The following is a 25,095-nucleotide window of genomic DNA, read 5'->3' as shown; positions in this document are numbered from 1 at the left end:
CAATGAGCCCGTCAATAACAATCAATCAGGAATCTAAATTAAGCCATGTGGAACTTGCCTAACGTATTAACTGCTTTCCGAATTTTGCTGGTCCCAATGTTCGTGATCTTTTTCTATATTGATGATCCTGTCGCACGTTGGATAACACTCGGCATTTTCTGTTTTGCAGCAGCTACTGATTGGTTGGATGGCTTTTTGGCGCGACGCATGAATATCGAATCGCCATTTGGGGCTTTTTTAGACCCAGTCGCTGATAAGCTAATGGTAGCAATCACCCTTATTCTACTGGTTGAGCGAGAGGGTAGTTTGTGGCTGGCCATCCCAGCAATGATTATTATCGGGCGTGAAATAACTATCTCTGCATTGCGCGAGTGGATGGCTGAAGTGGGCAACCGAGCTGTTGTTGGTGTTTCTTTTATTGGTAAAGCCAAAACGGTCTGTCAGATGTTCGCGATATTCCTATTTCTGCTGGCACCACAAAGCGTATTTGGTTTGCCGAAGACCTTTGGTTTCGTCTTTATCTGGTTAGCAGCACTATTAACATTGTGGTCAATGTACAGCTATTTAAAAGCTGCCTGGCCGTACTTGACAAGCTCGGAGAATGACGCATAATAACCAGCTCCTGACGCGGCACCAGGATTAAAGGCTAAAAAAACAACACATTGTTCAAGCCTTAATCAGCATCAGGAAGCGTGCTAAAAAAATTGATTTTTTGTGTTGACACATTAAGATTTCACAGTAAAATGCACGCCATCAAATGACGCGGGAATAGCTCAGCTGGTAGAGCACAACCTTGCCAAGGTTGGGGTCGCGAGTTCGAATCTCGTTTCCCGCTCCAAATTCAAAACCTCGGTGCTTCTAGGCCGAGGTTTTTTATATCAGCACCAGTAAAACTGATTTATGGCTGAGTGGTAGAGTGGCTATACAGCGGATTGCAAATCCGTGGACGTCGGTTCGACTCCGGCCTCAGCCTCCATAATCAGACCGAAGCTATAAAGCAAGGTGCGAGACAAGTCATCTGCCCAGGTGGCGAAATTGGTAGACGCAAGGGACTTAAAATCCCTCGGTGGCAACACCGTGCCGGTTCGACTCCGGCCCTGGGCACCATCATTTTCGAATTACACCATCCTTATTCTTTTTTTCTCATTTAGCCCTAACCCATAGTTTTACTCCAAAGTAATTTTAAATCTTTTGATAGATTCACCTGAAAATTAGTTTTTGATTGCCTATAATCATGCGAGAACTCACCGTCAGGATAATCAGCGTCCTTCATGATCCAATATCAGATCGTCCCCATAAATCCACACGCACATCTTTTTGAAGTTACATTAACTCTGGATAAGGTCTCTGGCCGAGAAGTCGAACTCTATCTTCCTAACTGGATTCCTGGAAGTTATATGATTCGTGATTTCGCCAAGCACATTCAGTGGCTAAAGGCTGAATCTGCAGGGCAGTCCCTCGCGGTTAAAAAGCTGGATAAAGCTCGTTGGCTGGTAGACAGTTGCGGGGGCGACGACAAACCCATTGAGGTACGTTATCAGGTCTATGCCTGGGACTTGTCAGTGCGTGGTGCGCACCTTGATCAGACGCATGGTTTTTTCAATGGTACTAGTGTCTTTTTAGCGGTTAAAGGTCAGGAAGAAGTACAGTATAAAGTTAATATTCAGCCGCCAGCTGGTGAAGCCTTCAAGAACTGGCGCGTGGCTACAGGATTGCAGCCTGTTGATGGCACCAAAGAATTTGGCTTTGGCTGGTATCAGGCTGAGAACTATGATGAGCTTATTGATTGTCCGGTTGAAATGTCCGACTTCAGACTTATCAGTTTTGATGCATGTGGGGTTCCACATTATATGGCGCTTACCGGACAGCACAAAGTTGATGAAGCTCGGCTAAAAAATGATCTGATTAAAATCTGCGAGCATCACATACGTTTCTTTGGCGAGCCGGCACCAGTTGAACGATATATTTTCATGACCTATGTGCTGGGCAAAGGTTTTGGTGGACTTGAGCACCGAAACTCAACCGCACTGCATTGCAGTCGTGAAGATTTACCGCTACCCAGTGATGATCCGGAAAAAGTAAAAGACTCGTATCAGACGTTTCTAGACCTTTGCTCGCATGAGTATTTCCACACCTGGAACGTAAAGCGCATAAAGCCTGCCGAGTTTTTGCCTTACGATACTCAAAATGAATCACACACAGAGTTGTTGTGGGCTTTTGAGGGTTTTACTTCCTACTACGATAACTTGGCTCTGGTACAGACTGGTATTATTCCCATCAAGCAATACTTATTGACCATTGCGAAGACGATAACTACGGTTCAGAGAGCCCGCGGGCGTTTAATTCAGTCAGTTACAGACTCAAGCTTTGATGCCTGGACCAAGTTCTACAAACAGGATGAGAATGCACCGAACGCGGTGGTCAGTTATTACAGTAAAGGTGCTTTAATTGCGCTTTGCATGGATTTGCTGATTCGTAAATTGACTGATAATCAGAAGTCGCTGAGAGATGTTATGGTGCGACTGTGGCAAGAGTTTGGACAGCCACAGATTGGGGTAAAGAACGATTCAATCCAAACTATCACCATAGAAGTTTGCGGCCAGCAACACCAGAAAGAGTTAGATGACTTTTTCCAGCTGGCACTGTATTCAACTGATGACCTACCTTTAGTTGAGTTATTGAAAACAGTTGATATGGAATTGGTTTTTCAGCCAAGAAATGATCGCAATGATAAAGGGCAGGTTAAAGATGAAATGCCCCATAATAAACCCAAACCCAGTTTAGGTATCGAATATCAGGGGGCGAACCTGGGAATAACTGTCAAATCGGTGTATTGGGACTCAGCTGCTTGTGAAGCAGGTATATCCGCAGGCGATCAGTTGATTAGTATGAATGATCTGAAAATTGATAATGATGAATTTGCAAAGCGCCTGGCAGAGTGTGAAATCGGTGAAACAGTGGTTATACGGGGTTTCCGCCGAGACGAACTAATGCGATTTGAAGTAACATTGAAGGCCAGCGTTGCCGATACTGCCTATTTAGTTTATTGCAATGACGAAAAAGACGAGTCATCTAAACTAAAGCAGTGGCTAACACATTAAATTATAAATTCATACTTAGAGAAATCTTAGTCAGTTGAAATTAAGTTAAATTAAGAACGGGATATTATGAAAATAGTAACTTTTAATATTAACAGTATACGTACACGAGTACATCAAATTGAAGCGCTGGTCGAAAAACATGATCCGGATATTATTTGTATTCAGGAAACAAAAGTTCACGATGATGCTTTCCCGTTTGAACTGTATGAGCATCTTGGCTATCACATAGAAATTCATGGTGGAAAGGCGCACTATGGAGTAGCAACTTTCAGCAAGCAGAAGCCTCTGGCTGTAGAGAAAGGATTCCCCACCGATCCAGACGATGCTCAACGTCGTATGATCATTACCAGCTTTCAATATGGGGATGAGGTGATTAAGGTTCTTAATGGTTACTTCCCGCAAGGTGAAAATCGTGATCATCCGGTGAAATTTCCCTACAAGCAAAAGTTTTATGCGGATTTATTAACTTATCTGCAAAATGATAAAGGTGATCATCGAACTATCGTATTGGGTGATATTAATATCTCACCTGAAGACATTGATATTGGCATTGGTGAACCGAATCGTAAACGATGGTTGCGTGATGGTAAATGCAGTTTCTTACCGGAAGAGCGCGAGTGGCTGCAAAAGATATTGGCAACGGGTTTACATGATACCTACCGCACCATCAATCCAGACGTCGCAGACAAGTTCAGCTGGTTTGATTATCGTAGCCGTGGTTTTGAGCGTGAGCCAAAACGCGGTCTTCGAATTGACTCTGTGTTCGCCTGCGACTGGCTAAATGATAGAGCCATTGCGTCTGATATTGACTATGAGATCCGCTCCATGGAGCGTCCATCCGACCATGCACCAGTGTGGACAGAGTTTGACTTAAATCGTTAGTAGCTGTTTTAATTTAAGCATTAATTTCTAATCGAAACAGGAAGCTTATGACCAAGTTATGGAAGTGGGGTAAGAGATTACTCTGGGTTTTGGCAGGATTGATTATTCTGCTGGTGATTTCTGTTTCGATAATTGTTTACCTTATCAATTCTGAGGCCTTTTTAGAAAGGCAGATTCAACAACGGTTGGGCATGAGCTCTCAGGTAGGAGAGCTCGATGTTTCGTTATTTTCTGGCACTATCAGTATCTCTAAAACTCGTATTGGTCCAGAAGACAATCCCGCAATTGCTTTTGAAAAACTGACTGCAGAGCTTTCTTATAGCGGCCTGTTTAGCAGTTTATTAATTGATAGTGTGGAACTGGATAAAGCTACGATACGTTATCCTTTTGATTATCAGTTAGCAGAAACAGCTGGTGAGAGTTCAAGCGAGGAAGAGCCATTCTTTTTTGAAAAGTTAAACGTTTCTGAAATTCGAATCATTGATTCAAGCTTTATATTTGACGATGACGTTTATCTTGAAGCCAATGGTATAAACCTGATAATTTCAGATTTGCCAGTCGCTCAAAGTAGCACTTTTCTTTTTGCCAAACTCAATGAATTTTTTACTCAAAGCAATACAACCATTGTTGCAGATATAAAACAGTTAAAGACCGACAAAAGCAGCTTGAATGGGGTGAATTTAAAAGCCAGTGTTCAAGACAGTAACGTCATAATTGAAGAACTTTCTTCACAATCTGCTGACATTAATATTGAGCTTGCTACTAATCAACCAGTCTCACCCAATATACCTGATCAGCAAACAAAGCTGGAACACTTACCTTTTGAAGACCTGTTTGTCGAAACGGTCAAATTAGGCAATACCAACATTAATATTGAAGGGAGTTATCAACTTGCAGTTAAAGACTTTACTGCTACCTTTAGTGAACTTATCCTGGTTGAAAGTAAGCGACCTTTATGGGATGACTGGGAAGCTTTTTATTCAGAACAAAATAGCCAATACTCTTTATCATCTCAGTCGTTAAGTTCGGATATACTTAGTTATGATCATCTTGAGCTCGAAGGGGGATTATCTAACAGTACCTTTGATGTTAAGCAGCTGTTAATTGAAAATCCATACGTTAATTATTCATCGTTACCTCAAGACAGTAATCCACAAGATGAATCCAATCCTGTGTCAGATGCATCCGCTGAAGCTGAACAGGTGGACATTCGATTCCCATTTGCGGGTGTACAGGTAAGTCAACTGACCATAACTGATGGACAGCTTAACCTCGAGCTTGGTGATGCTTATCAGGCACAGTCTATTAACGCCACTGTTAAGCAGCTACCGGTCATTCTAGAGCATAAGCTTGTTATTGCAGAACCAGGTAGTTGGCCCTCAAAGGTTTCTGCTAATGTTGAAGCTTCTGAGATAAAGGTGCCTCAAGGTGCTATGGCTACATTCGCTACGGAGTTGTCGAGTGACTCTGGCAATTTGACTGCCTCCACACTTCGATTAATTGGAGTCAATCTTGACCTTGATTTAAGTGATGCCGGTAAATCTGATGAAAGTACTCAGAATTCTGGACAAGCAGCAGCGATACCTTTCCAGTCGATACGCTTAGCAGATATAAACATCGATCAACTTTCCATGCTGGCTACCCTAAGCGATGACGAAGTTAAAGTGGATAATGCCAGGCTCGACGTTGGTGAGTTTCCATTGGTGCTTGAGCAATCACTCTTTACATTAGATGACGTCAGTAGTCTGAATACTAGTTTCAATATGGCTGCCGATAGTCTGCAGTCTAAGCAAGTTTCTATTCGAAATCTTTCAACTAGCGGTGCCATCAGTGAAAGTCGTTTAGTATTAGAGCGTCTTACTAATCAGTCAGGTAAGATTTCTTTGGACCTGACCGAGCAGTCAGGTGAGCAGGCTGATACTTTATCGGATAATAGTGAGTCTAAATTACCTTTAGAATCCGTATTGGTAAATAATCTTAATATCCGTAATTTTAATGGTGATATTTTACGCCTGGTTGAAAGGCTTGATGTTGATGGAAAACCTGTTACCAGCAAGGAGTCACTGGTGATTACAGATGTTGATCTGACCGCCGCTAATTTATCACTGGTAAAAAATGGGCAGTTAATTAGCCAGTGGTATGACTCGAAACTTCAAAATGCTTTCACTAATATAGAATTGAAAATTGCCAAAGCTCAGCAGGACGAAGATGTATTCTCTGACATTGATATAAAAGCTACCCAAAGAAATCAAAAAGTAACTGTGACTCCTCTTAAGGTTAGGGTTAATGATACTAACCTTGACGCTGACTGGGTGATTGATTTGTCGCAACCAGGTTATTTTTCTAACTTTAATTTTAACTTTGAGAATTTAGAGCTAAGCCAGCTTGTTCGACCCGATAGCGAGGAGTCTGTTGCTCTGCGAGGCAAGATTAATGGTCTTGCTGAACTGACTTTTACTGGTTTGGCTCCTGAGTCAATATTCGACAGTTTAAATGGCCAGGTGCTGCTCACCAATACCGAACCTGTTCAGTTAATTAATTTGAATGTGAATAAAGTATTAGAACGTTTCCTTGAGAGTCAGGAGTTTGGCTTATTGGACATTGGCGGTTTCGTTCTTGCCGGACCAGCTGGTCTATTGTTGTCTCAAGGTGTCAGTATGCAAGGTGTGCTGAGCAACCTTGGAGCAAATAAAGGTAATACCATGTTTGGTCAAATAAATATCGACATGGTTGTCGAGAATGGCGTATTAATAACTCGCGATGCGGCTGCTTCAACTCAATATTATCGTTTTGCTTTTGATGGCAATATCGACCTGTCCATAATGGCCTTCAATGATTTTGAGTTTATGATTCTCAATGAAGAGGGTTGCAAGGAATATAGTCAAACCTTAAATGGCAGCCTTAGCTCTCCTGAAATCGAGACTTTCCGTACCGCTTTTGATGCCGTTACAGGTTCTGTCGTTGGTTTACTCAAATCTGGTGTAGGTTTGTTGACTGGTGGTTATTGTGAAAGCGTTTATGATGGCAAGGTCACTCACCCTGAAGAAGGTGTTGAAATACCGCATCCAGAGATAAAACCAGAAGAGCCAGAGGTTATAGGTGAAGGCGAGGGTGAGGCCGAGGGTGAAAGCAAGCTTGATGTTGAAAGTGATGCTGAAACTGAGTCGGATGATGAACCGACTCAGTGATTGGTTGGTATTAACTTTTAACTAAATGCTATTGCACCTTTGTTAAAGCCTTCGAAGGCTCGAACTTCAATCTCGGATTTGGGATGCTTTTCTTTAAGTTGATCTGCAATGTGCTGTGCGATTAATTCAACTGTAGAGTCCTGCTCCATGATATGACATCGTTCAGCGGGAATAACTAAAGAAAACTCTCCTTGCTCACTTCGGTAGGCGAATTCAAAATATTGAATAGCGTCATCTTCAAAGTCTTTCTGTAAATCTTCAGCGGTACCAATATAAATATCGCGCCATAATTCACACCAATAGGCTTCGAGGTCTTTATTTCTCTGCCCATTCTCAAAAATATGAATCTGCGAGCGGTGTCCGTGAGCAATTCGTTGGCAATCACCTAAATGCTTTTTCAAGCCGTGTGCGTAATGATAATAATCACCAGAGATTTCCTCCGTGCGCAGATTAAGGAAAATCTTTTTTACATTATCCGGTACAACTTCAGAGCAGGCTTGGTGCAATAGAGGGAGTGCACTTTCTCGAGTAATAATTTCTGTGGGAATAAGAGCTACAGCTTGTCTGGGGGATTTATGTTGGTAAAAGCGGCCTTGCTTATCGCGCATATCGAGGGTTAGCTTGTCACCGTCTTCCGTAATCGACAGCTCGGCGTATTGACTTGGAACCGCAAACTTATGGTCAAGCGTGGAATCTATGGCTTGTTTGATTCGCTTTTTAACATCCCCGAAGTCAAAAACCATACCTTGATCATCAAGATCACCCTCAAGAACCAGGTCAACTATCCAGCTTTCACCGACTATCCCTCGGACTGGGTCAAAGAAAGCGAAATCAATAACGGTTAGCTGGTCAACAAATAATGCAGGCATAATGATTGGTTCTTAAAAGGCATTCAATAATGATCTGAATTATAGCATAATCCCTGCATCGCAAAATTAACTTTTATAAGCATTAGTATTTTATGAAGCAATATGATTTATATGCCCTTGGCAACGCGCTGGTTGATATTGAAATAGAAGTCAATGAACAGGAACTTGAGCGTCTTGGGGTCGAAAAGGGCGTTATGACCCTGGTTGATGAAGAGCGTCATGATTATCTGTTAAGCCATCTGCACGGTAATATTCACCAGCGTGCATCCGGCGGCTCTGCGGCCAATAGCGTGATTGCTCTTGCACAGTTAGGCGGTAAGGCTTTTCATTCATGTAAAGTCGGGCGCGATGAGGCCGGTGTCTTTTATGCATCAGACCTTAATTCAGCGGGTGTCGACAATGGTTTACATCAGCTGGAAGATAATCACGGTACCACAGGCAAGTGTCTGGTGATGGTGACTCCTGATGCTGACCGCACCATGAACACATTCCTGGGAATTAGCAGTGAGCTTAAAGAACAGGACATACACTTCGATGCACTGGCAGACAGTCAATATCTATACCTTGAAGGCTACCTGGTTAGTTCGCCTGAAGCGCATTTGGCAGCTTTAAGCGCTAAGAAACACGCTCAGGCTAATGGCGTAAAAGTTGCTACCACTTTATCTGATCCCAATATGGTGCGCTTTTTCAAACCTCAGATTGAGCAGATTCTTGAAGGTGGCGTCGACCTGTTGTTCTGTAATGATGATGAAGCGCTTGAGTTTACAGAGCAGTCTAATATTCATCAGGCTATGGATGTTTTGAAGCAGTCAGCTACGCAGGTTGCCATCACCCTTGGTAAAAAAGGTGCGCTCTTCTTTGATGGTAATGAATTACATACTATCGAAGCTCACCCGGTTAAAGCGGTTGATACCAATGGCGCTGGCGATATGTTTGCTGGGGCATTTCTTTATGGCCTAACTCAGGGATACTCATTTGCTGACTGTGGCAAACTTGCCAGCTTTGCCGCGGGGCACCTGGTGACACAATTTGGCCCTCGTCTTTACGGAGAGGCGATTGATGAGTTGAGAGCCTTTAATCAGCGGAATTTTGCGAAGTAATTGTTTGGACTTAGTTAAGGACAGATTCAATAAATTATGAAAGTATGGATTATGAGGCACGGTGATGCTCCTTATATTGATGGGGAGCGTCAACTGTCTGAATCGGGTAAGCAGGATGTTGCACAAATGTCACAACGGCTTGCAGATATATTAAAGCAACAGGAGTTGGAGCTTGAGCTGATGCTGGCCAGCCCTTATTTAAGAGCCCAGCAAACTGCTGATATCGTTGAGCAGGAACTGATGAATGCAAAAGTTCGTCCATTCTTAAGAGAGCAGGAACCGCTATTACGTTCTGAGTCAGATCCAGCTATGACCGCATCCTACGTTGAAGCTTTACCCCAATCCACCATCCTGTTGGTCAGTCATATGCCATTGGTTGCCAACCTGCTGGCCAGCTGGCTGCCGCACCAGGGACGCTATTTCCCAACTTCAGCCATAGCAGAGATAGATTTTGAAGGCGATAAACCAAATCTAAGCAGTTTCTATGAGCCACAGTAGCTTATTGCGAAAACAATAAGCTACAAGTTTATACTGGAAGTTCGGTTAAAAAGTGGCTAGCATTGCCACTTCATTGATGATTGACCAGCTAGCACCTTGAATTCTACAACTCAAACAGCATCGCAAACTGATAAACAGCCAAGACCAGCTGGTTTCCTGCGTGCCCTATGGGTAATCACCTACTCTATTGCGGCAACCGCTAAATACAGTCTTAAAACCCTCTATTTTGCTTTCTTCTCGAAAAAGGATTTGCGCACCAAGGTGGACAAGATCCTGGTTGACTGGTCAGGTCGGCTGATTCGAGCCGCACGTATAAATTGGCAGGTCGAAGGGGATTTGGAACAGCAGGTGCAGGAAGGGCGCCGAGTCATCATTATGTGCAATCATTCCAGCGCTTATGATATTCCATTGGCATTCACAGCTTTACCCGGCAGCATTCGTATGATTTCCAAAAAGGAACTGTTTAGTGTGCCATTGCTTTCAAGTGCTATGAAAGCTGCAGAAATTCTTTCCATTAACAGACAAAACCGTCAGCAGGCCATTGAAGATTTAAAAATTGCGCGTGAGAAAATGGAGAGTGGCATTCGCATCTGGATGTTTCCGGAAGGCACTCGATCTAAAAATGGTGAGCTGATACCGCTTAAAAAAGGTGGCATCCGACTGGCCATTGATACCAACGCATTGATTATTCCAGTCGTGATGCAGGATATCTATAAAGTCTTGCCTAACAAGAAGTGGTTAAAGATGCGTCTGCATCAACCTGTGAAGGTTAAGGTTGGCGAGGCCATTGATTGTCGTGAGTTTGATGTAGAACATCGCCATGAGCTGTCTGATTTGGTATATAATTCAATGAAAAGGATGCTGGAAGAGAGAAGCTCATGACGTTAAGCCCAATTTACCAAGAAGCAGAGCAGTCCTTAGAGACAGTTGCTGACTTCATTCGCTTTGCTGCAACGCAGTTTCACCAGTCTGACCTATACTTCGGCCATGGCACTGATAATGCCTGGGATGAGGCTGTTGCCATAGTGCTGCAAATGCTGGACCTTCCGCAAGATTATCCGCAAGGCATGTTAACCGCCAAACTTTTGGCGGATGAAAAGAAGCATCTGGTTCATGCCATCTTTGAGCGTGTTGAACATCGCAAGCCTTTGGCTTACATCACCAATAAAGCCTATTTTTGCGGACTAGAGTTTTATATTGATGAACGTGTGCTAGTTCCACGTTCGCCAATCGCCGAGTTGATAGAAAACGATTTTTATCCCTGGCTGGAAGCGGATAACCCTAGAATTCTTGATTTATGCTGTGGCAGTGGTTGTATCGGTTTAGCTATTGCTGCCTATATTGAAGATGCTGAAGTTGTTCTTTCCGATATTTCCGAGGATGCCATAACCGTTGCTGATATTAACAACGAACGCCTGGGACTCTATCCTAAAGCACAAACTGCCATTTCTGATCTATTCGAATCACTGACCGATGATCAGTTCGATTTGATTGTATCCAATCCACCTTATGTTGATTCAGAAGACTTATCCGATATGCCTGCCGAATATCAGCACGAACCTGAAATCGGTCTTGGTTCCGGTGAAGATGGTTTGGATATCACGCGTCGAATTCTTGAACAAGCTGCGGATCACTTAACCGAGCAGGGCTGTCTAATCGTCGAAGTGGGTAACAGCTGGCCGGCTCTGGAAGAAGCTTTCCCAGATGTGCCCTTTACTTGGATTGAGTTTGAAAAGGGCGGTGATGGAGTCTTCCTGTTAACTCGCCAGCAGCTTGTTGAGCACTTCTCATAACTCCTGATATTAGATGATATATAGCCAAGACTTCCACAAAGTTGAGGACCTGGTTGCACTCTTCAATAATGAGTTTGCTGACTGCAATACGCATCTGCAGTCGGGTGCTGAAGAGCCATTCTATCAGGCTTCCGTTGAAGGCAAGCCTGCTATCATTTATTCAACCCATGACTATTTTGCCAGTGCCTTACATGAGTGTGCCCACTGGTGTATCGCTGGTAAAGAGCGTCGCCGGCTTGATGATTATGGGTACTGGTACGCAGCAGACGGGCGTACTGCCGAACAGCAGCAAGAGTTTTTCAAAGTTGAGCAGAAACCACAGGCATTGGAGTGGGCATTTGCATTGGCTTCCAATTTGCCGTTCAGAGTGAGTTTGGATAACCTTAACAACCCATCCGGTGATGCAGAGGCGTTCAGAGAGCAAGTTTACGCACGCTTAATTGAATACTTTGAGTATGGTTTTCCAACTCGTGCTCTACGTATGATTCAGATACTTTGTCGCTATTATCGACAAGGTCAACCCATTCAAATTCCAGATATTTCATCATGTTCCATTTAGGTTTCATTATTAATCCATTCGCTGGTATAGGCGGTAAAGTTGGCCTTAAGGGCAGTGACGGCGAAGCCATTCGTGCAGAAGCCTTTGCCCGTGGCGCGGTGAGTCAATCGGCTAATCGTGCGCGCATTACTTTGGAAATTTTAAAGCCTTATAAAGATCAGCTGATTTTCTTCACAGCATCAGGTGACATGGGCGAAAACCTCCTGAAGGAATTGGGCTTCAACTATGAGTGTGTTTATTCCTACCAAGGAGCATCAACAGCACAGGACACAATAGAAGCAGCCAATAAAATCGTTGCAAAAAAAGCTAACCTGTTTCTCTTTGCTGGCGGCGATGGAACAGCCAGGAACATTTATGAAGCGGTCGGCGAAGAGCTTCCAGTGCTTGGTATTCCTGCGGGTGTTAAAATCCACTCTGGAGTTTATGCCGTGACACCAAAAGCAGCAGGTTTGGTCATTGAGCAGATGCTCAATAATGAGCTGGTTAGCCTGCTGGAAACCTCGGTCATGGATATTGACGAAGAAGCTTTCCGTAAAGGTAATGTTCGTGCCAAAAAGTATGGTGAGATGCAAGTTCCGGCTGAGCATCGCTACGTGCAGTCCACAAAATCAGGTGGCAAAGAAGTGGAAGCTTTGGTAGTCCAGGACATTGCAGACTATGTGGTGGAGCAAATGGAGGATGATATCCATTATCTGATCGGTTCAGGCACAACCTGCGCAGCTGTCATGGATTCGCTTGGTCTAGAAAACACTCTATTGGGTATTGATCATGTTTTTCAGCAGAGGCTGGTTCAGCAGGATGTCTATGAAAAGCATATCCTGGAGCTGCTGGATGCTCATCCTGAAAAGGTTAAGGCTGTGATAACTATCATCGGCGGGCAGGGACATATCATTGGTCGTGGTAATCAACAGTTAAGTGCCAAAGTTTTGCGTCAACTGGGCAGGGATAATCTGATTGTGATTGCCACCAAAACCAAATTACAGCAATTAAATGGTAAACCTCTAATTGTCGATAGCGACGATCTTGCTTTAAATGAAGAGTTTTCGGGTCCTATCAAGGTAATTACCGGTTACGAAGACTCGGTTTTATATCCTGTCGGCAGGATATAAATTTAGTACTTTGGGAGATTGTCTTGGATCTTTGTGCGAGATCTCTTACAAGCTTCTGGGAGATCGCTGAAAAGCCCCGGGTAAAACAGCCTTAAGAATACATGCATTAAGTTTAACTCATTGATTTTAAATGATATTAGCAGTATTGAATGTGATCTTGCTTTAAGAAATTTCAATTTTGACTTGTTGTGCAAAGCGATAACTTTGGTAAAGTAGCTCGCGTAGTCAGGGAGATTACACAATCTACAAATCGAGTCTGGAAGAATACAGGAACATGGAAACGAGTATATGGATATACCACCCAAGGTAGGGAATCAGGGGATCTAACGATTCACAGTTGAAAGCGGCTTCGGCCGCTTTTATTTTATCTATTACTTTTAGCTGTAATTTATATTTTATCCAATCTTGTGTAGACTCAGAGCATAGTCGGCCATTTCTGGCAACTTCAGGAAAAACTATGCAAAACAAGGTGTTAATCTTATTCGCTCATCCAGCATACGAACAATCGGTGGCAAACCGTGCTATGGTTTCCGCTCTGCGTGATCTGGAGGGAGTGACTTTTAACGACCTCTACGAAAAGTATCCAGACTTCTTTATTGATGTTGAAGAAGAGCAACGTCTGCTTAAAGAACATCAGATCATTATTTTCCAACACCCTTTTTATTGGTACAGCTCACCTTCCTTGCTTAAGGAATGGCAAGACGTCGTGCTTGACTTTGGATTTGCCTATGGTGATGGAGGTTATCAGTTGTCGGGAAAGTCTCTGATGAACGCTGTGACTATTGGTGGCAGTGAAAGTAGTTACGGATCAACAGGCTTTAATCATTACCCAGTTGAAGAGCTGCTAAAACCATTCGAGCAAACGGCAATTTTTTGTGGCATGCGTTATCTAAAGCCTTTTGTACTTTTCGATGCATTAGCGTTGTCAGATTCTGAGCTGGCAGATGAGGCTCACCGCTATGCGCAGCTGATACGATCATTAAGGGATGATGATTCACTGCAGTCAGGGGAGAATTTGTAATGGAAATGCAAGGAGCCTTATACCAGACATTTATCTTTTTGCTGGCAGCGGTAATCGGAGTAACACTTGCCAAGCGTATGGGACTGGGTTCAGTACTCGGTTACTTAGGTGCGGGAATTATTATTGGGCCTTTTGCTTTGGGCTTGGTCGGTAATGATGTTGCAGACGTTATGCATTTTGCCGAGTTTGGCGTTGTCATGATGTTGTTTTTGATTGGTCTGGAGCTTGAACCTAAAAAACTCTGGAAACTGAGGGTTCCGATTTTGGGACTGGGTGGGCTTCAGGTTGCGCTGACTACCTTATTAATTACTGCGATTTCTGTTTCAATCCTTGGCCTGCACTGGAAAATGTCTTTAGCTATCGGCATGATGCTGGCGTTATCTTCTACCGCCATCGTTCTGCAAACCCTTTCCGAAAAAGGCTTGCTCAGGACTCACGGCGGAAAGTCTGCATTTTCGGTATTGTTGTTCCAGGACGTTATTGTGATTCCTATGATTGCAGTAATGCCTCTCCTTTCGACATTGCAAGTGGATGCAGCAACGTCCGTTGGTCATGTTGAAGAGCTGGGTTTACAACAAACCTTTTTGATTTTGGGTTCAGTGCTGGGGATTATCCTGGTGGGTCGCTATCTGGTTTCTCCAATTTTTAACTGGATTGCTCGAACAGGTCTTAGAGAAATTTTTATTGCAACTTCGTTGCTACTGGTGATTACCATCACCCTGGTCATGCAGAAGGTTGGTCTATCACCGGCTCTTGGTGCTTTCCTGGCTGGTGTGGTTTTAGCAGAAAGCCAATATCGTCATGAGCTGGAGGTTGGGCTAGATACCTTTAAAAGTTTATTGTTGGGGCTATTTTTTATTACAGTTGGCGCCAGCATTAACCTTGATGTTTTGTCTGAGTTTGTCTGGGTTATCATTGGATTATTGGTATTGTTGTTAGTCGTCAAGATTGTGGTGTTAGGCGTATTGGCAGCACAGTTTAAAATGCCTTTGCTAGAAAACATTATCTTTACCTTTTCCTTGGCACAGGGTGGTGAGTTTGCCTTCGTTCTTTCAACTTATGCAGCACAAAATGGTGTGCTTGATCAGGACACCATTTCTATTCTGACGGTGGTAGTTACTCTGAGCATGTTGCTAACGCCATTATTGATTATTTTTGCCGAGCGGGTGTTGCAGCCGCGCCTGAAAAAAGATATTGAACACCGTGATTTCGATGAAATAGATGATGGAGAAACGCCGGTTATCGTGGCGGGTTATGGTCGATTTGGTCAGGTGGTTTCGCGTTTACTTCGGTCACAGGGTTTTAACACAACACTGCTAGAGTATGACGTGATGCAGATTGAGCTGGTTAAAAAGTTTGGCACAAAGGCATTTTACGGTGATGTCACTAATGTGGATATTCTCAAGGCTGCCGGTGCAGAGACAGCAAAACTAATGATTATTGCGGTGGACAATCAGGATAAGTGCTTAAAGGTCACCAGGTTGTGTAAGGAGCATTTCCCGCAGCTAAAAGTGTTAGCCAGGGCCAAAGGTCGCAGAGAAGCGCATGAACTCAGGAAAGCTGGTGCTGACTTCGTGGTTCGAGAGACTTTAGGTTCAGCTTTGCTCCTCGGGCAAGAAGCTTTAAGTGCGCTAGGGTTCAGGCATTATCAGGCCCATCGTGCAGCAAAAACTTTCCTTCATTATGATAACAAGCATCTTGAAGAGTTGTCTGACATCTGGGGTGATGACAAGCAATATATTCTTGAAGCCGCCGAAAAAGCAGAACTATTAGAAACTGTATTACGCGCGGATCAGGAAGCTAATAAAGTAGAGCAACGACAACCTTGGATGGCGGACTGGACATCTGAAGAAGGTGCTGAAGAAAGCAAAAAAAGTGAGGAAAGCTGACTTTGACTTTGCCTGATATTGGTTATCTTGAACTGTGTTACGTTCTTTTGCCGGTGGTGTTGGTTGGGATCATTTTTTATCGTTGGTCTATAGGATTGTCCGATTTGATCATTGCAACGGTACGAATGGTGGTGCAATTAATCGCTATTGGTTTTGTATTGGTCTATCTATTTACCAGCGAAAGTTGGCTACTTGGACTGGCTGTAATGTCTTTTATGCTATTGGTATCCGGCTGGATAGCAATGCGTCCTTTAAAGAATAAAAACAGTCAACACTTCATGCAGTTAGCGACTGCTTTGTTTTTCGGATGTGGATCGGTTCTCGCTCTGATAATTGTTGCTGTGTTACATTTAGAACCATGGTATCAGCCACGATATGTGATTCCTTTAGCTGGCATGTTGCTAGCAAATACGATGAATAGTTTGAGTCTGGCAGGGGAGCGTTTAGATAGCGAACTGTCAATTTCTCAGGCACAGGAGCAGGCGCGTAATAAAGCCTTTAATACTGCAATGATTCCGCAAATTAACAGTTTGTTAGCAGTGGGCCTTGTGGCATTACCGGGAATGATGACCGGACAAATTTTATCCGGAGTATCCCCTTTATTAGCAGTGCGTTACCAAATTGTCATTATGGCAACCATTTTGTGCTCTGCGGCATTTTCGGTAGCGATATACTTAAGTTTAAGACTCAAAACTCAGTTAACCAACCAACAGGATTAGATGGTTATCAAACGTGAGTAATTGATGCTTGTGACGTGATCTTCACAAGCAATGTTGAAAATAGATTGTGTAATACTCTGATTTGGAGACCTTATGAATTTACGCGGCATTTTAATGAAAGTGCGGGCCGTGGAACTCATGGAAGGTGGCGGCTTTAAAGTTCGACGTCCATTCCCTGGACAAATCCCCGACAGGATTGTTGATCCTTTCTTATTAATTGATGAAATGGGACCTGCTGTGTATGGCCCAGGCGAAGCCGTGGGTGCCCCAGATCATCCCCACCGTGGTTTTGAAACTGTCACCTATATGCTGGATGGTGTTTTTGAGCATAAAGATTCAGCAGGGCATAGTGGTCGAATTGCACCCGGTGATGTGCAGTGGATGACTGCCGGTAGTGGTGTTGTTCATTCTGAAATGCCTTCAAGCCTGATCATGGAAAAAGGCGGTCGTGTGCATGGCTTTCAAATCTGGGTCAATCTTCCGGCCAAGCATAAAATGGATCCCCCTCGATATCAGGAGATCCCTGATGAGTCGATTCCAACAGCTACAACCGAGGATGGCCGTGTCTCGGTAAAAATAATTGCTGGTGAAGCCATGGACAAGAAAGCAGTTATTGATACGCATACTCCTATTACTTTCCAGCATTGGATCATCAACCCTGGTAGCTCTTATACGCAAGAAGTTAAGTCAGGTCTTAATGCAATGCTATATGTATTTCATGGCAATGGGTTGAGAATTGATGGTCTGAAGGTGGATGATGGAGAAATGATCATTCTTCATGATGGTGATGGAGTAAAGTTCTCACTCGATGCAGATGCAGAAAGTCACGTTGAGTTTTTATTGCTGGCAGGTGAGCCAATTAAAGAACCGGTTGTTCGCCATGGTCCTTTTGTCATGAACACACCTCAGGAGATTAAACAGGCAATTCTTGATTTTCAAAGTGGCAAAATGGGTCGAATCGAATAATCGATGTAATTAATAAAAGCCTGTAAGTCACAGGCTTTTATTATAATCACCGTGGCTTTAAAGAAACATATTAATTATTTAAAACTTACTTAAAACTTCTAAAGCTATTTCATCAAACTTTGCAGTTATTTCTTCATCGGGAAGTCTGATACTCTGTGCTTCAACCATAACCGCCCCCTGCTCAAGAGGAATATAAAGTCGCTTTCTCTCTCTAAACACATTGTACTGCTCAAGTGTATCCGGTGTTCCATTTTTTGCAAAATGACTGCTCCAACGCTTAACACCATCTTTGCCTAAATAAGTCACAATGACGTAACCACGACGATTACTGCCATAAGTACACTCCACCCCATCTTCCTGTGGGCGTTCTTTCATTGATGGAGTGTGGTTTATTTCAATTCCGGGGATTGCCCAGGCAGTATCACCATCAAGTAACTGATAGGGTTTGGCTGGTTGGCTGGCCGCGCAGATATCAAGTGATGGTCCGCCGACAAGTTCGGCATTTGCCGATTGTGGTTGGGTGCTCTCTGATATTGAAGCGAGCCGAGATAGAACTTTCTCAGCAATCCAAATATTGGATTCCATCTCACTGCGCTCATTAAATGGAATTTGAGTGGTGACCATCAACAATCGATTTCCAGTCTTTACGATTAACTGATCTCTACCACTAAAAGTTCCTTTCCAGGAAACTTCACCCAGGCCGAAGCGCTCGTCATCTTGAGGCTTAACATCACCTTCGATATGTTGTACCTGAATCCAACCCACTGGCGTACCCTCATCAACTGAGCGCCATTTACAAGCTATAAAGGGAGTTATAGGGCTATGGTTTGGAATTTGTCGAGTTGAACCATATTGTGAATGATACTGATCCGTCGGCAGCCCAATAGTCGTTAGCTCATCGTTAGAAAGCAATTGGCAGGGATCAAGATTGATGGTATCAGGTAAGTTTGATAGTTTGATTAAAGCAGGTTGAATTTCTGTATTAGTCTGCGTTGTTTGTTCAAGCTGGTTAGATACCTGTGTTGGGCGTTGCACTGTGGTATCAGCTTGCTCATCGCTACAACTTATAGCGAGTAGAAGCGTTACTCCTGATGCAAGTAGCACTTGTAGGCGGTTTCCAAAAATCATGACTCTCTCCTTTATTGTCCTTTAGGCATCATGACAAAATTAATTGAGAATCTCAAAAGAGGGCTAATTAAATATCTCTAAATTGATAAGTAGCGCATGATTAGTTGGCAATTATTAGCTAAGAAACTTACGTATTTTGAGTTAGTTTTATTAACAATATATATTACGTTTTATAATAGGAAGACATCAAAAAACTCTTTAAATAACAAAAAGATATAACTCCTTCGATTTTAATTGACCCTCTGAAAATCATGCATTAGAATCCGCGCCGCACTTTATAAACACACGGAGACTAACAAAGTGAAAATTAAATTAATTACTGCAGCAGTGCTTCTTTCTTCAGCGGTTTCAGCTCAAGCAGAAGAGTACACGATCCTTTCTGATATTAACTGGAGCAAAGTTGAGATTGGTGGTAGCACTTATCACGCTGCTGGCTTGTCTGGTACTTACTTCTTCGACAATAAAGAAGCGCTTGGTCCATACAACGAATTTGAATATATCAACAAAGTAAGCAACGTTAATGCTAATTACTTAAATGTTGAGAGTGGCGAATACTATACTGCTGCTATCGGTGGTGAGTTATTTGTTGAGAACTTCCTGGTTGGTGCTGGTTATTCAGAAGATAAATTCGATAACGATGCTAGCCTATTTACTTTAGGTTACTTGTTTAATGATGACTTTTTAGTTCGTGTCGATGCAGTAGATGCTGATGGTGTTGATACTGTTTATAACATTTCTGCTGCCTACAACCACCAAATCAATGACACTGATTACATCGGTTTCACTTTGGCAACTGATGACAATACAGATTACGTGACTTTGTCTTCTAAGTACTTCACACACTTAGGTGGTGACCGTTACTTGACTGCTAACGTATCTTTCACTGACTTTGATGGTGACAACACTTGGTCTGTTGGTTCTAGCTACTATTTCACTAAAGCAACTTCTGTATTCGCTACTTTAGCTGAAGACGACCTGTATGAAATTGGTGCGCAGCATTTCTTCAACGAAAACATCGCTGTTTACGCTGAGTTTGCATCACAGGACGATATCATTGAAACTGAAACTTATACGATTGGTTTGAAAGCTCAGTTTTAATTGACGCTTGTTAAGCACGACTCATTTTCGAGTCTGTTAGTCATAGAGGCCGTGAATTCTTTCACGGCTTTTTTTTATTTTTGAGTACGCTGTGGGCTGATTCTTTGAAGAAGATATTTAGGAAGTGGGATTACCTCATTATTGATGGCGCTGGCAATAACTTCACCACACAGGACTGAGAGGCACAGGCCTCGAGTTCCCATACCATAGTTAGTCCAGACCATGGGGGATAAATCGTTATTATCCTTAAGGGGACCGCAGTAAGGAAAACGGTCGTAAGTTGTAGCACGAATCCCCACCCAGTCTGTACAGTTTTTCTGCTTTAATTGTAGCCCAAATCGCTCGTTAGCCTGCTCAATATTTTTCACTCTATCTTCCAAGTTGATAGTTTGATCCAGACTCATGTCAAAGGTCGCACCGACTATCAATTTGTTTTCATACTCAAACAGGTGGCCATCATAATTGATTGGGTAATCTAAACCCAGCCGTTTCCCTGGGTGCTGTTGCAGCTCGGTAAGTTGTCCTCTCAGTGGAGATAAACTCGGTTCATCATCGGCCAGTTTAAGTAACAGGTTGCCATGTCCAGTTGCCAAAACGATATGGTCAAACTCTTTTAACTCCTCAAGCGATTTAACTTCATGATTGAGATGTATTTGCTGTTTAGGGATAGATGCTACTAGCGCTTGGCAGAACTGGGAACCGTTAACTAAAATACCGGGCATCAAAAGCCCTCTATGGTCTTGATTCACGATCCTGGTCTTGGTCCACTGAAACAAATCCGGACTCCAATAGCGCTGACGGTAGGTTTCTACATAATGTTCTAGCTGATATTCTGAATATTTCTCGCTACCAAGCTGTAAACAGGTTTTGCTATAACTGAGCTGTGGGGAATCATTTTTATGCGTGTGTAAAAAATTCTCCAGCTGCGACATCCCTAAAAAGGTCAGCTGACTGAACGCATTATGGTCCAGTGAGATATTGGGAGTTGCCAATAGTGCTGGCATCTTGGAGGCGCCATTGGCTAAACTATTACCACTTTCAAATATATGAACCTCAATATCTCGCTGATGCAAACTATGAGCTGTGGCGCAGCCAGCCAGACCTGCCCCGATGACCGCGACTTTAGCCTGTTTTGGAGTTTTGCTTTTGAAGTAGCTATCAGCAAGTGTTGGATGTGGACTTGAAATAGTCTTTTCCTGGAAACTACCGACCAGCATCTCGCGCTTAAAGCCGAATCCTTTTTGCTTAGCAACCTCAAACCCATAATGACGCAGTTGCTTACGAATCATGGAAGCCGCAGTAAAAGTAGCAAAAGTGGTTTGGCGCTGTTCACTATTTACCCCATGTAGGGCCATAAAATGTAGCAAACCTTTGGACCACATCTCGGGATTTTTGCTCGGAGCGAAGCCATCAAGAAACCAGGCATCTATTTTAAACTCTGAACCAGCAGAAAATTCTTTAAGCGCTTTATCGATGGGGCAGAGTATTAAAGTCAACTTTATACGGTAGGGTAGCTGAATAGTATAGACCCCAGGCATTGCAGGAGGGTATTGTGTTAACAGCTCCTCGGTAAACTCTGATTCAACACCAAGTGCCAGATACATTTTCTGCAAGTCATCTGGAGAAATTGGATACTGCTCTATGCTGATAAAGTTAAGTATAGCTTTCGACTCTTGCTGAGTCTTCCGCCATAGTTCACAGGTACGTAACAAATTTAGTCCTGTGCCAAACCCTGTTTCAACAATGGTAAAGCTTCCTTCAGTTAATGCTGCGAAACGCTGTGGTAGTTTATTGCCATCAAGGAAAACATAATCCGTTTCTGATTTTCCATCACGGCTATCGAAATATATATCGTTGAATTGTTTTGAGTAAGGAACCAGAGGAGGGGATTCTGTTGAGCCCTCTCGAATTTTGGCCGGGCGCCATTCGATGTTTGCGGGCTCAACGCCTAAAAATGCATTATGCATTGCAGGGGTTATCGTTTATCGTTTATCGTTTTTCGATCAGGGTTAAGAATTCGTTGCGCGTGTTTTGTGAGGAGCGGAACTGACCAAGCATAGTTGAACTGGTCATAACAGAGTTCTGCTTTTCTACACCACGCATCATCATGCACATGTGCTTAGCTTCGACGATAACACCAACACCTGCTGCGCCTGTAACATCCTGAACGGCATGTGCAATCTGCTTGGTCAGATTTTCCTGAATCTGCAGACGTCGTGCGAACATATCAACTATTCGAGCAATTTTAGAAAGGCCAATCACTTTACCGGTTGGTAGATAGCCAACATGAACCTTGCCGATGAATGGCAATATGTGGTGTTCACACATGGAATAGAGTTCGATATCTTTAACAATAACCATGGCGTCATTGTCGGAATCGAAAATAGCGCCATTAACCACTTCATCTAAATCCTGCTCATAACCATGAGTCAGGAACTTCATTGCTTTAGCAGCACGCTTGGGGGTATCTAAAATACCATTTCGGGATATATCTTCGCCAATCTCTACCAGGATTTCGCGGTATAAGTTTTCTAGTTTATCGGACATTTATCTTACTCTGCGGTCGTTTCAGTCGTAATTCTAATAGATATCGCTACAATACCCAAATAATTATGAGTTTTGTGTGAAGGCCCTGCAGTTGAAATGAAAATTGTTGCTGATGAAAATATGCCTTTGGTACAAGAGCTGTTTGGCTCTTTTGCTACAGTAGTAACTGTGGCTGGACGAAAAATAAACAAAGAGCATTTACTGGACGCTGATGTTTTATTGGTTCGTTCGGTTACTCAGGTTAATCAGGATTTGTTGCAGGGCACCAAGGTTAGATTTGTCGGCAGTGCAACGATTGGGACTGATCATATCGACCAAGGTTATCTTTTAGAGCAGGGTATCGAGTTTGCCTATGCTCCAGGCTGTAATGCACAAGCGGTAGCTGAATATGTTCTGGCTGCAATTGCCTTTTGGGCCGATCACAAACAGAAAGACCTAAGACAGTGCACGGTGGGAATCATTGGCGCGGGGAATGTCGGCTCCAAAGTTGCACAGATTTTGGAGCTATTAGGTATTGAGTATCTATTGAATGACCCACCTCTGGAAGAGCAGGGTGACTCTCGTCAGTTTGTTCCGATACAGGCTATTCAGCAATGCGATATCGTGACCTGCCATGTCCCTTTGACGAATCGTGGGCTACATGCAAGTCATCATTTAATTGATGAGAAATTTCTTTCTGTTATGCAACCGGGCGGACTGTTGATTAACAGTTCACGTGGAGCTGTTGTGGATAACACAGCGGCACTGCACTGCAAACAGGCCGGTAAAGATATTGATTTTGTTCTTGATGTCTGGGAAAACGAACCTGATTTGAATGTGGAACTGTTCAAGCAGTCCTTGATTTCAACTCCTCATATCGCTGGCTACTCGCAGGAAGGAAAAATTCGTGGCACTTATCAACTGTACCAGTCAGTGTGTCAATGGCTGGGTATGGTGCCCAAATTTGCCCTGAGGGATTTATTGCCTGAAGCTCCGAAGTGGAATCCTCCTGTTAAGTTGAGTTCGGATACAGGCTTTCTGTATCAAAGCTTACGCAGTTTTTATGACATAAAAAGTGATGACCAGCAGATGCGTCAAAAACTGGAGGAAGTATTGAGACGAAGTGGGGCGACTATTGCTGAGGAGTTTGATAATCTGCGAAAAAACTACCCGCAACGACTAGAGTTCTTGGAGTTATCGTGAATCCAATCGAGTATATCATCACTAGCAGAATGCCTCGCGGCTGGAAAATCATAAGTTTAAGTTTCGCCATGTCGTTATTTATTGGGCTGCCACTGCTTTGGGGTTCTGCTTATTTGCCGGAAGGTGGCTTTCAGGTTTTTGCTGGTTTGGTTGCACTGTTTATCGTAATTGCTGGATTAATCAGTATGATAGGTGGCTTTATTGTCTTGCTGGTCGATATATATCGAAGTTGAAGTGTAACTATTTTTGAAATAAAAGCAGCATTTGAACGATATATGTTGACAATAGTTCAAACTACTATAAGCTGGCCACAGCTAGAAAGAATGACCTAAGTATTTATACACTCCAAATCGCAGTTTTATTCGTAGTACTCCGTTCTGTAGTTTCAAAATTCTCAGCCAGTATTTCACGCTATTCATGCCTCATGAAGGCACCATTATATCTGGGTAAAATACCCAATTTAAATTACAGGATATTTATTATGTCTAAAACAGTTAAAGGAACCGTTAAATGGTTCAACGAAGCTAAAGGTTTTGGTTTTATCGAGCAAGAAAACGGTCCAGACGTTTTTGCTCATTTCAGCGCTATTGCTAGCTCTGGATTCAAAACTTTGGCAGAAGGTCAACAAGTTGAGTTTACCTTGACTGACGGCCAGAAAGGCCCACAAGCTGAAAATATTACTGCTCTTTAATTCTGTTAAATAAACAGTCTTAAATCGTAATACAGAAAAGCAAGCACTTGGTGCTTGCTTTTTTTTTGCCTGACTTAAAGGTGTCAATAATTGGCTAAGGCATTAGCCGTTCGATGGTCCAGCCCGTTTCATTTTTTGTATAGACAAAGCGGTCATGTAGGCGATGTGCGCCTCCTTGCCAAAACTCAATGCTCAAAGGCTTCACTCTATAGCCACTCCAGAAATCAGGTAATGGCACTTCACCCTTAGCAAAACGAGCTTTCATCTTCTCAAACTGTTGTATTAATAGATCGCGACTCTTGATAGGGCGGCTTTGTTGTGATGCCCAGGCTGCAATCTGACTTTCACGTGGCCTCTTAGTAAAGTAAGCCAGTGTTTCCTTGATACCCAGTTTTTCCGCTGTGCCTTTAATTGAGATTTGGCGGTCCATTTTATGCCATGGGAAGTGCAGGCTAACATTCGGATTCTCTGTAATCTGTTGCGCCTTGTTGCTTTGGCTGTTGGTATAAAAAACAAATCCTTTATCACTGACATCTTTTAGCAGCACAATACGCTGGCTGGGGCAGTGATCTTTATCAACCGTGCTGAGAACCATTGCAGTAGGATCATTCAGATCGAACTCGATGGCCTGTTGTAACCAGAGTTGAAACTGTTCAATGGGGTTATCCGCCAAGTCCGAACGATGGAGTTTGGTTAGCAGGTATTCACGACGTAAATCATCTATTGCCATAAAACGTTCCAGAATCTATTCTATT

At 43.1% G+C, this 25,095-nt stretch carries 23 protein-coding genes and 3 tRNA genes; 21 read left to right on the top strand and 5 right to left on the bottom strand.

Annotation, left to right across the window (positions count from 1 at the left end; all coding sequences use genetic code 11):
* Window positions 1-45 precede the first annotated feature (45 nt).
* The 7 genes from pgsA to CW740_RS07870 all read left to right on the top strand — a co-directional run bounded on the left by pgsA (window position 46) and on the right by CW740_RS07870 (window position 7,171).
* Window positions 46-612 carry a CDP-diacylglycerol--glycerol-3-phosphate 3-phosphatidyltransferase gene (gene pgsA / locus CW740_RS07900; protein WP_106647005.1) on the top strand — a complete coding sequence of 189 codons (567 nt, stop codon included), beginning with the start codon at window positions 46-48 and terminating at the stop codon, window positions 610-612.
* A 150-nt stretch (window positions 613-762) separates the two neighbouring features.
* A tRNA-Gly gene (locus tag CW740_RS07895) sits at window positions 763-838 on the top strand.
* A 64-nt stretch (window positions 839-902) separates the two neighbouring features.
* A tRNA-Cys gene (locus tag CW740_RS07890) sits at window positions 903-976 on the top strand.
* 44 nt (window positions 977-1,020) lie between these two features.
* Window positions 1,021-1,107: transfer RNA gene (locus tag CW740_RS07885), tRNA-Leu, on the top strand.
* A gap of 164 nt (window positions 1,108-1,271) precedes the next feature.
* On the top strand, window positions 1,272-3,101 hold the full coding sequence (locus CW740_RS07880; RefSeq protein ID WP_106647004.1) for a M61 family metallopeptidase: 1,830 nt from the start codon (window positions 1,272-1,274) through the stop codon (window positions 3,099-3,101).
* Window positions 3,102-3,167: 66 nt separating this feature from the next.
* Complete coding sequence (gene xthA, locus CW740_RS07875) at window positions 3,168-3,983, top strand: exodeoxyribonuclease III (RefSeq protein ID WP_106647003.1); 816 nt, start codon at window positions 3,168-3,170, stop codon at window positions 3,981-3,983.
* A gap of 47 nt (window positions 3,984-4,030) precedes the next feature.
* Window positions 4,031-7,171 carry an AsmA family protein gene (locus CW740_RS07870; RefSeq protein WP_106647002.1) on the top strand — a complete coding sequence of 1,047 codons (3,141 nt, stop codon included), beginning with the start codon at window positions 4,031-4,033 and terminating at the stop codon, window positions 7,169-7,171.
* A gap of 17 nt (window positions 7,172-7,188) precedes the next feature.
* Here the strand turns inward: CW740_RS07870 and CW740_RS07865 are convergent, their stop codons facing one another.
* The gene (locus CW740_RS07865) at window positions 7,189-8,040 is read right to left on the bottom strand and encodes a 6-pyruvoyl trahydropterin synthase family protein (protein WP_106647001.1); all 852 of its coding nucleotides are present in this window, start codon (window positions 8,038-8,040) and stop codon (window positions 7,189-7,191) included.
* Window positions 8,041-8,132: 92 nt separating this feature from the next.
* On the opposite strand from CW740_RS07865, the gene CW740_RS07860 reads away from it, so the two are divergent.
* The 10 genes from CW740_RS07860 (at window position 8,133) to CW740_RS07815 (ending at window position 17,694) form a co-directional block, all read left to right on the top strand.
* Window positions 8,133-9,140, top strand: a complete 1,008-nt coding sequence (locus CW740_RS07860) for an adenosine kinase (RefSeq protein ID WP_106647000.1) — start codon at window positions 8,133-8,135, stop codon at window positions 9,138-9,140.
* A gap of 36 nt (window positions 9,141-9,176) precedes the next feature.
* Entirely contained in the window at window positions 9,177-9,638 is a 462-nt protein-coding gene (gene sixA, locus CW740_RS07855; protein ID WP_106646999.1) for a phosphohistidine phosphatase SixA, read from the top strand.
* 96 nt (window positions 9,639-9,734) lie between these two features.
* Window positions 9,735-10,520: a lysophospholipid acyltransferase family protein gene (locus CW740_RS07850; protein ID WP_106646998.1), complete on the top strand. Its 786-nt coding sequence runs from the start codon at window positions 9,735-9,737 to the stop codon at window positions 10,518-10,520.
* Window positions 10,517-11,431: a 50S ribosomal protein L3 N(5)-glutamine methyltransferase gene (gene prmB / locus CW740_RS07845; protein WP_106646997.1), complete on the top strand. Its 915-nt coding sequence runs from the start codon at window positions 10,517-10,519 to the stop codon at window positions 11,429-11,431. Before CW740_RS07850 ends, prmB begins: the two co-directional genes overlap by 4 nt.
* Window positions 11,432-11,444: 13 nt before the next feature.
* On the top strand, window positions 11,445-11,990 hold the full coding sequence (locus CW740_RS07840; protein WP_106646996.1) for an elongation factor P hydroxylase: 546 nt from the start codon (window positions 11,445-11,447) through the stop codon (window positions 11,988-11,990).
* Window positions 11,975-13,099 carry an ATP-NAD kinase family protein gene (locus tag CW740_RS07835; RefSeq protein WP_188459721.1) on the top strand — a complete coding sequence of 375 codons (1,125 nt, stop codon included), beginning with the start codon at window positions 11,975-11,977 and terminating at the stop codon, window positions 13,097-13,099. The genes CW740_RS07840 and CW740_RS07835 overlap by 16 nt, the downstream gene beginning before the upstream one ends.
* Before the next feature lie 457 nt (window positions 13,100-13,556).
* Window positions 13,557-14,120 carry an NAD(P)H-dependent oxidoreductase gene (locus CW740_RS07830; RefSeq protein WP_106646994.1) on the top strand — a complete coding sequence of 188 codons (564 nt, stop codon included), beginning with the start codon at window positions 13,557-13,559 and terminating at the stop codon, window positions 14,118-14,120.
* On the top strand, window positions 14,120-16,009 hold the full coding sequence (locus CW740_RS07825) for a monovalent cation:proton antiporter-2 (CPA2) family protein (RefSeq protein WP_106646993.1): 1,890 nt from the start codon (window positions 14,120-14,122) through the stop codon (window positions 16,007-16,009). The genes CW740_RS07830 and CW740_RS07825 overlap by 1 nt, the downstream gene beginning before the upstream one ends.
* Before the next feature lie 2 nt (window positions 16,010-16,011).
* Window positions 16,012-16,728 (top strand): ABC transporter permease, encoded by a 717-nt coding sequence (locus tag CW740_RS07820; protein WP_106646992.1) that lies wholly within the window; start codon window positions 16,012-16,014, stop codon window positions 16,726-16,728.
* A gap of 93 nt (window positions 16,729-16,821) precedes the next feature.
* Complete coding sequence (locus CW740_RS07815) at window positions 16,822-17,694, top strand: pirin family protein (protein ID WP_106646991.1); 873 nt, start codon at window positions 16,822-16,824, stop codon at window positions 17,692-17,694.
* A 78-nt stretch (window positions 17,695-17,772) separates the two neighbouring features.
* Here the strand turns inward: CW740_RS07815 and CW740_RS07810 are convergent, their stop codons facing one another.
* Entirely contained in the window at window positions 17,773-18,822 is a 1,050-nt protein-coding gene (locus CW740_RS07810; RefSeq protein WP_106646990.1) for a hypothetical protein, read from the bottom strand.
* A 300-nt stretch (window positions 18,823-19,122) separates the two neighbouring features.
* Between CW740_RS07810 and CW740_RS07805 the strand changes: the two genes are divergently transcribed.
* Window positions 19,123-19,920 (top strand): putative porin, encoded by a 798-nt coding sequence (locus tag CW740_RS07805; RefSeq protein ID WP_106646989.1) that lies wholly within the window; start codon window positions 19,123-19,125, stop codon window positions 19,918-19,920.
* 74 nt (window positions 19,921-19,994) lie between these two features.
* Here CW740_RS07805 and mnmD read toward each other — a convergent pair whose 3' ends face one another.
* Together mnmD and folE are read right to left on the bottom strand one after the other, a co-directional pair.
* Window positions 19,995-21,887 carry a tRNA (5-methylaminomethyl-2-thiouridine)(34)-methyltransferase MnmD gene (gene mnmD, locus CW740_RS07800; RefSeq protein WP_106646988.1) on the bottom strand — a complete coding sequence of 631 codons (1,893 nt, stop codon included), beginning with the start codon at window positions 21,885-21,887 and terminating at the stop codon, window positions 19,995-19,997.
* 22 nt (window positions 21,888-21,909) lie between these two features.
* Window positions 21,910-22,467 carry a GTP cyclohydrolase I FolE gene (gene folE, locus CW740_RS07795; protein ID WP_106646987.1) on the bottom strand — a complete coding sequence of 186 codons (558 nt, stop codon included), beginning with the start codon at window positions 22,465-22,467 and terminating at the stop codon, window positions 21,910-21,912.
* A 96-nt stretch (window positions 22,468-22,563) separates the two neighbouring features.
* Between folE and CW740_RS07790 the strand changes: the two genes are divergently transcribed.
* The 3 genes from CW740_RS07790 to CW740_RS07780 all read left to right on the top strand — a co-directional run bounded on the left by CW740_RS07790 (window position 22,564) and on the right by CW740_RS07780 (window position 24,340).
* On the top strand, window positions 22,564-23,649 hold the full coding sequence (locus tag CW740_RS07790) for a 4-phosphoerythronate dehydrogenase (protein WP_106646986.1): 1,086 nt from the start codon (window positions 22,564-22,566) through the stop codon (window positions 23,647-23,649).
* Complete coding sequence (locus tag CW740_RS07785) at window positions 23,646-23,882, top strand: hypothetical protein (protein WP_106646985.1); 237 nt, start codon at window positions 23,646-23,648, stop codon at window positions 23,880-23,882. The genes CW740_RS07790 and CW740_RS07785 overlap by 4 nt, the downstream gene beginning before the upstream one ends.
* Before the next feature lie 248 nt (window positions 23,883-24,130).
* Window positions 24,131-24,340 carry a cold-shock protein gene (locus CW740_RS07780; RefSeq protein ID WP_012800902.1) on the top strand — a complete coding sequence of 70 codons (210 nt, stop codon included), beginning with the start codon at window positions 24,131-24,133 and terminating at the stop codon, window positions 24,338-24,340.
* A gap of 94 nt (window positions 24,341-24,434) precedes the next feature.
* Here CW740_RS07780 and pdxH read toward each other — a convergent pair whose 3' ends face one another.
* Window positions 24,435-25,070 (bottom strand): pyridoxamine 5'-phosphate oxidase, encoded by a 636-nt coding sequence (gene pdxH, locus CW740_RS07775; RefSeq protein WP_106646984.1) that lies wholly within the window; start codon window positions 25,068-25,070, stop codon window positions 24,435-24,437.
* Window positions 25,071-25,095: the final 25 nt, after the last annotated feature.

Origin of the sequence: Kangiella profundi (genome assembly GCF_002838765.1) — a bacterium.
Classification (GTDB): domain Bacteria; phylum Pseudomonadota; class Gammaproteobacteria; order Enterobacterales; family Kangiellaceae; genus Kangiella; species Kangiella profundi.
This window is presented reverse-complemented; position numbering and strand designations above follow the sequence as displayed.

Coding starts and splice junctions, on each gene's coding strand:
- pgsA (WP_106647005.1), top strand. CDS start 46: ATGTGGAACTTGCCTAACGTATTAACTGCTTTCCGAATTTTGCTGGTC.
- CW740_RS07880 (WP_106647004.1), top strand. CDS start 1,272: ATGATCCAATATCAGATCGTCCCCATAAATCCACACGCACATCTTTTT.
- xthA (WP_106647003.1), top strand. CDS start 3,168: ATGAAAATAGTAACTTTTAATATTAACAGTATACGTACACGAGTACAT.
- CW740_RS07870 (WP_106647002.1), top strand. CDS start 4,031: ATGACCAAGTTATGGAAGTGGGGTAAGAGATTACTCTGGGTTTTGGCA.
- CW740_RS07865 (WP_106647001.1), bottom strand. CDS start 8,040: ATGCCTGCATTATTTGTTGACCAGCTAACCGTTATTGATTTCGCTTTC.
- CW740_RS07860 (WP_106647000.1), top strand. CDS start 8,133: ATGAAGCAATATGATTTATATGCCCTTGGCAACGCGCTGGTTGATATT.
- sixA (WP_106646999.1), top strand. CDS start 9,177: ATGAAAGTATGGATTATGAGGCACGGTGATGCTCCTTATATTGATGGG.
- prmB (WP_106646997.1), top strand. CDS start 10,517: ATGACGTTAAGCCCAATTTACCAAGAAGCAGAGCAGTCCTTAGAGACA.
- CW740_RS07840 (WP_106646996.1), top strand. CDS start 11,445: ATGATATATAGCCAAGACTTCCACAAAGTTGAGGACCTGGTTGCACTC.
- CW740_RS07830 (WP_106646994.1), top strand. CDS start 13,557: ATGCAAAACAAGGTGTTAATCTTATTCGCTCATCCAGCATACGAACAA.
- CW740_RS07825 (WP_106646993.1), top strand. CDS start 14,120: ATGGAAATGCAAGGAGCCTTATACCAGACATTTATCTTTTTGCTGGCA.
- CW740_RS07815 (WP_106646991.1), top strand. CDS start 16,822: ATGAATTTACGCGGCATTTTAATGAAAGTGCGGGCCGTGGAACTCATG.
- CW740_RS07810 (WP_106646990.1), bottom strand. CDS start 18,822: ATGATTTTTGGAAACCGCCTACAAGTGCTACTTGCATCAGGAGTAACG.
- mnmD (WP_106646988.1), bottom strand. CDS start 21,887: ATGCATAATGCATTTTTAGGCGTTGAGCCCGCAAACATCGAATGGCGC.
- folE (WP_106646987.1), bottom strand. CDS start 22,467: ATGTCCGATAAACTAGAAAACTTATACCGCGAAATCCTGGTAGAGATT.
- CW740_RS07790 (WP_106646986.1), top strand. CDS start 22,564: ATGAAAATTGTTGCTGATGAAAATATGCCTTTGGTACAAGAGCTGTTT.
- CW740_RS07780 (WP_012800902.1), top strand. CDS start 24,131: ATGTCTAAAACAGTTAAAGGAACCGTTAAATGGTTCAACGAAGCTAAA.
- pdxH (WP_106646984.1), bottom strand. CDS start 25,070: ATGGCAATAGATGATTTACGTCGTGAATACCTGCTAACCAAACTCCAT.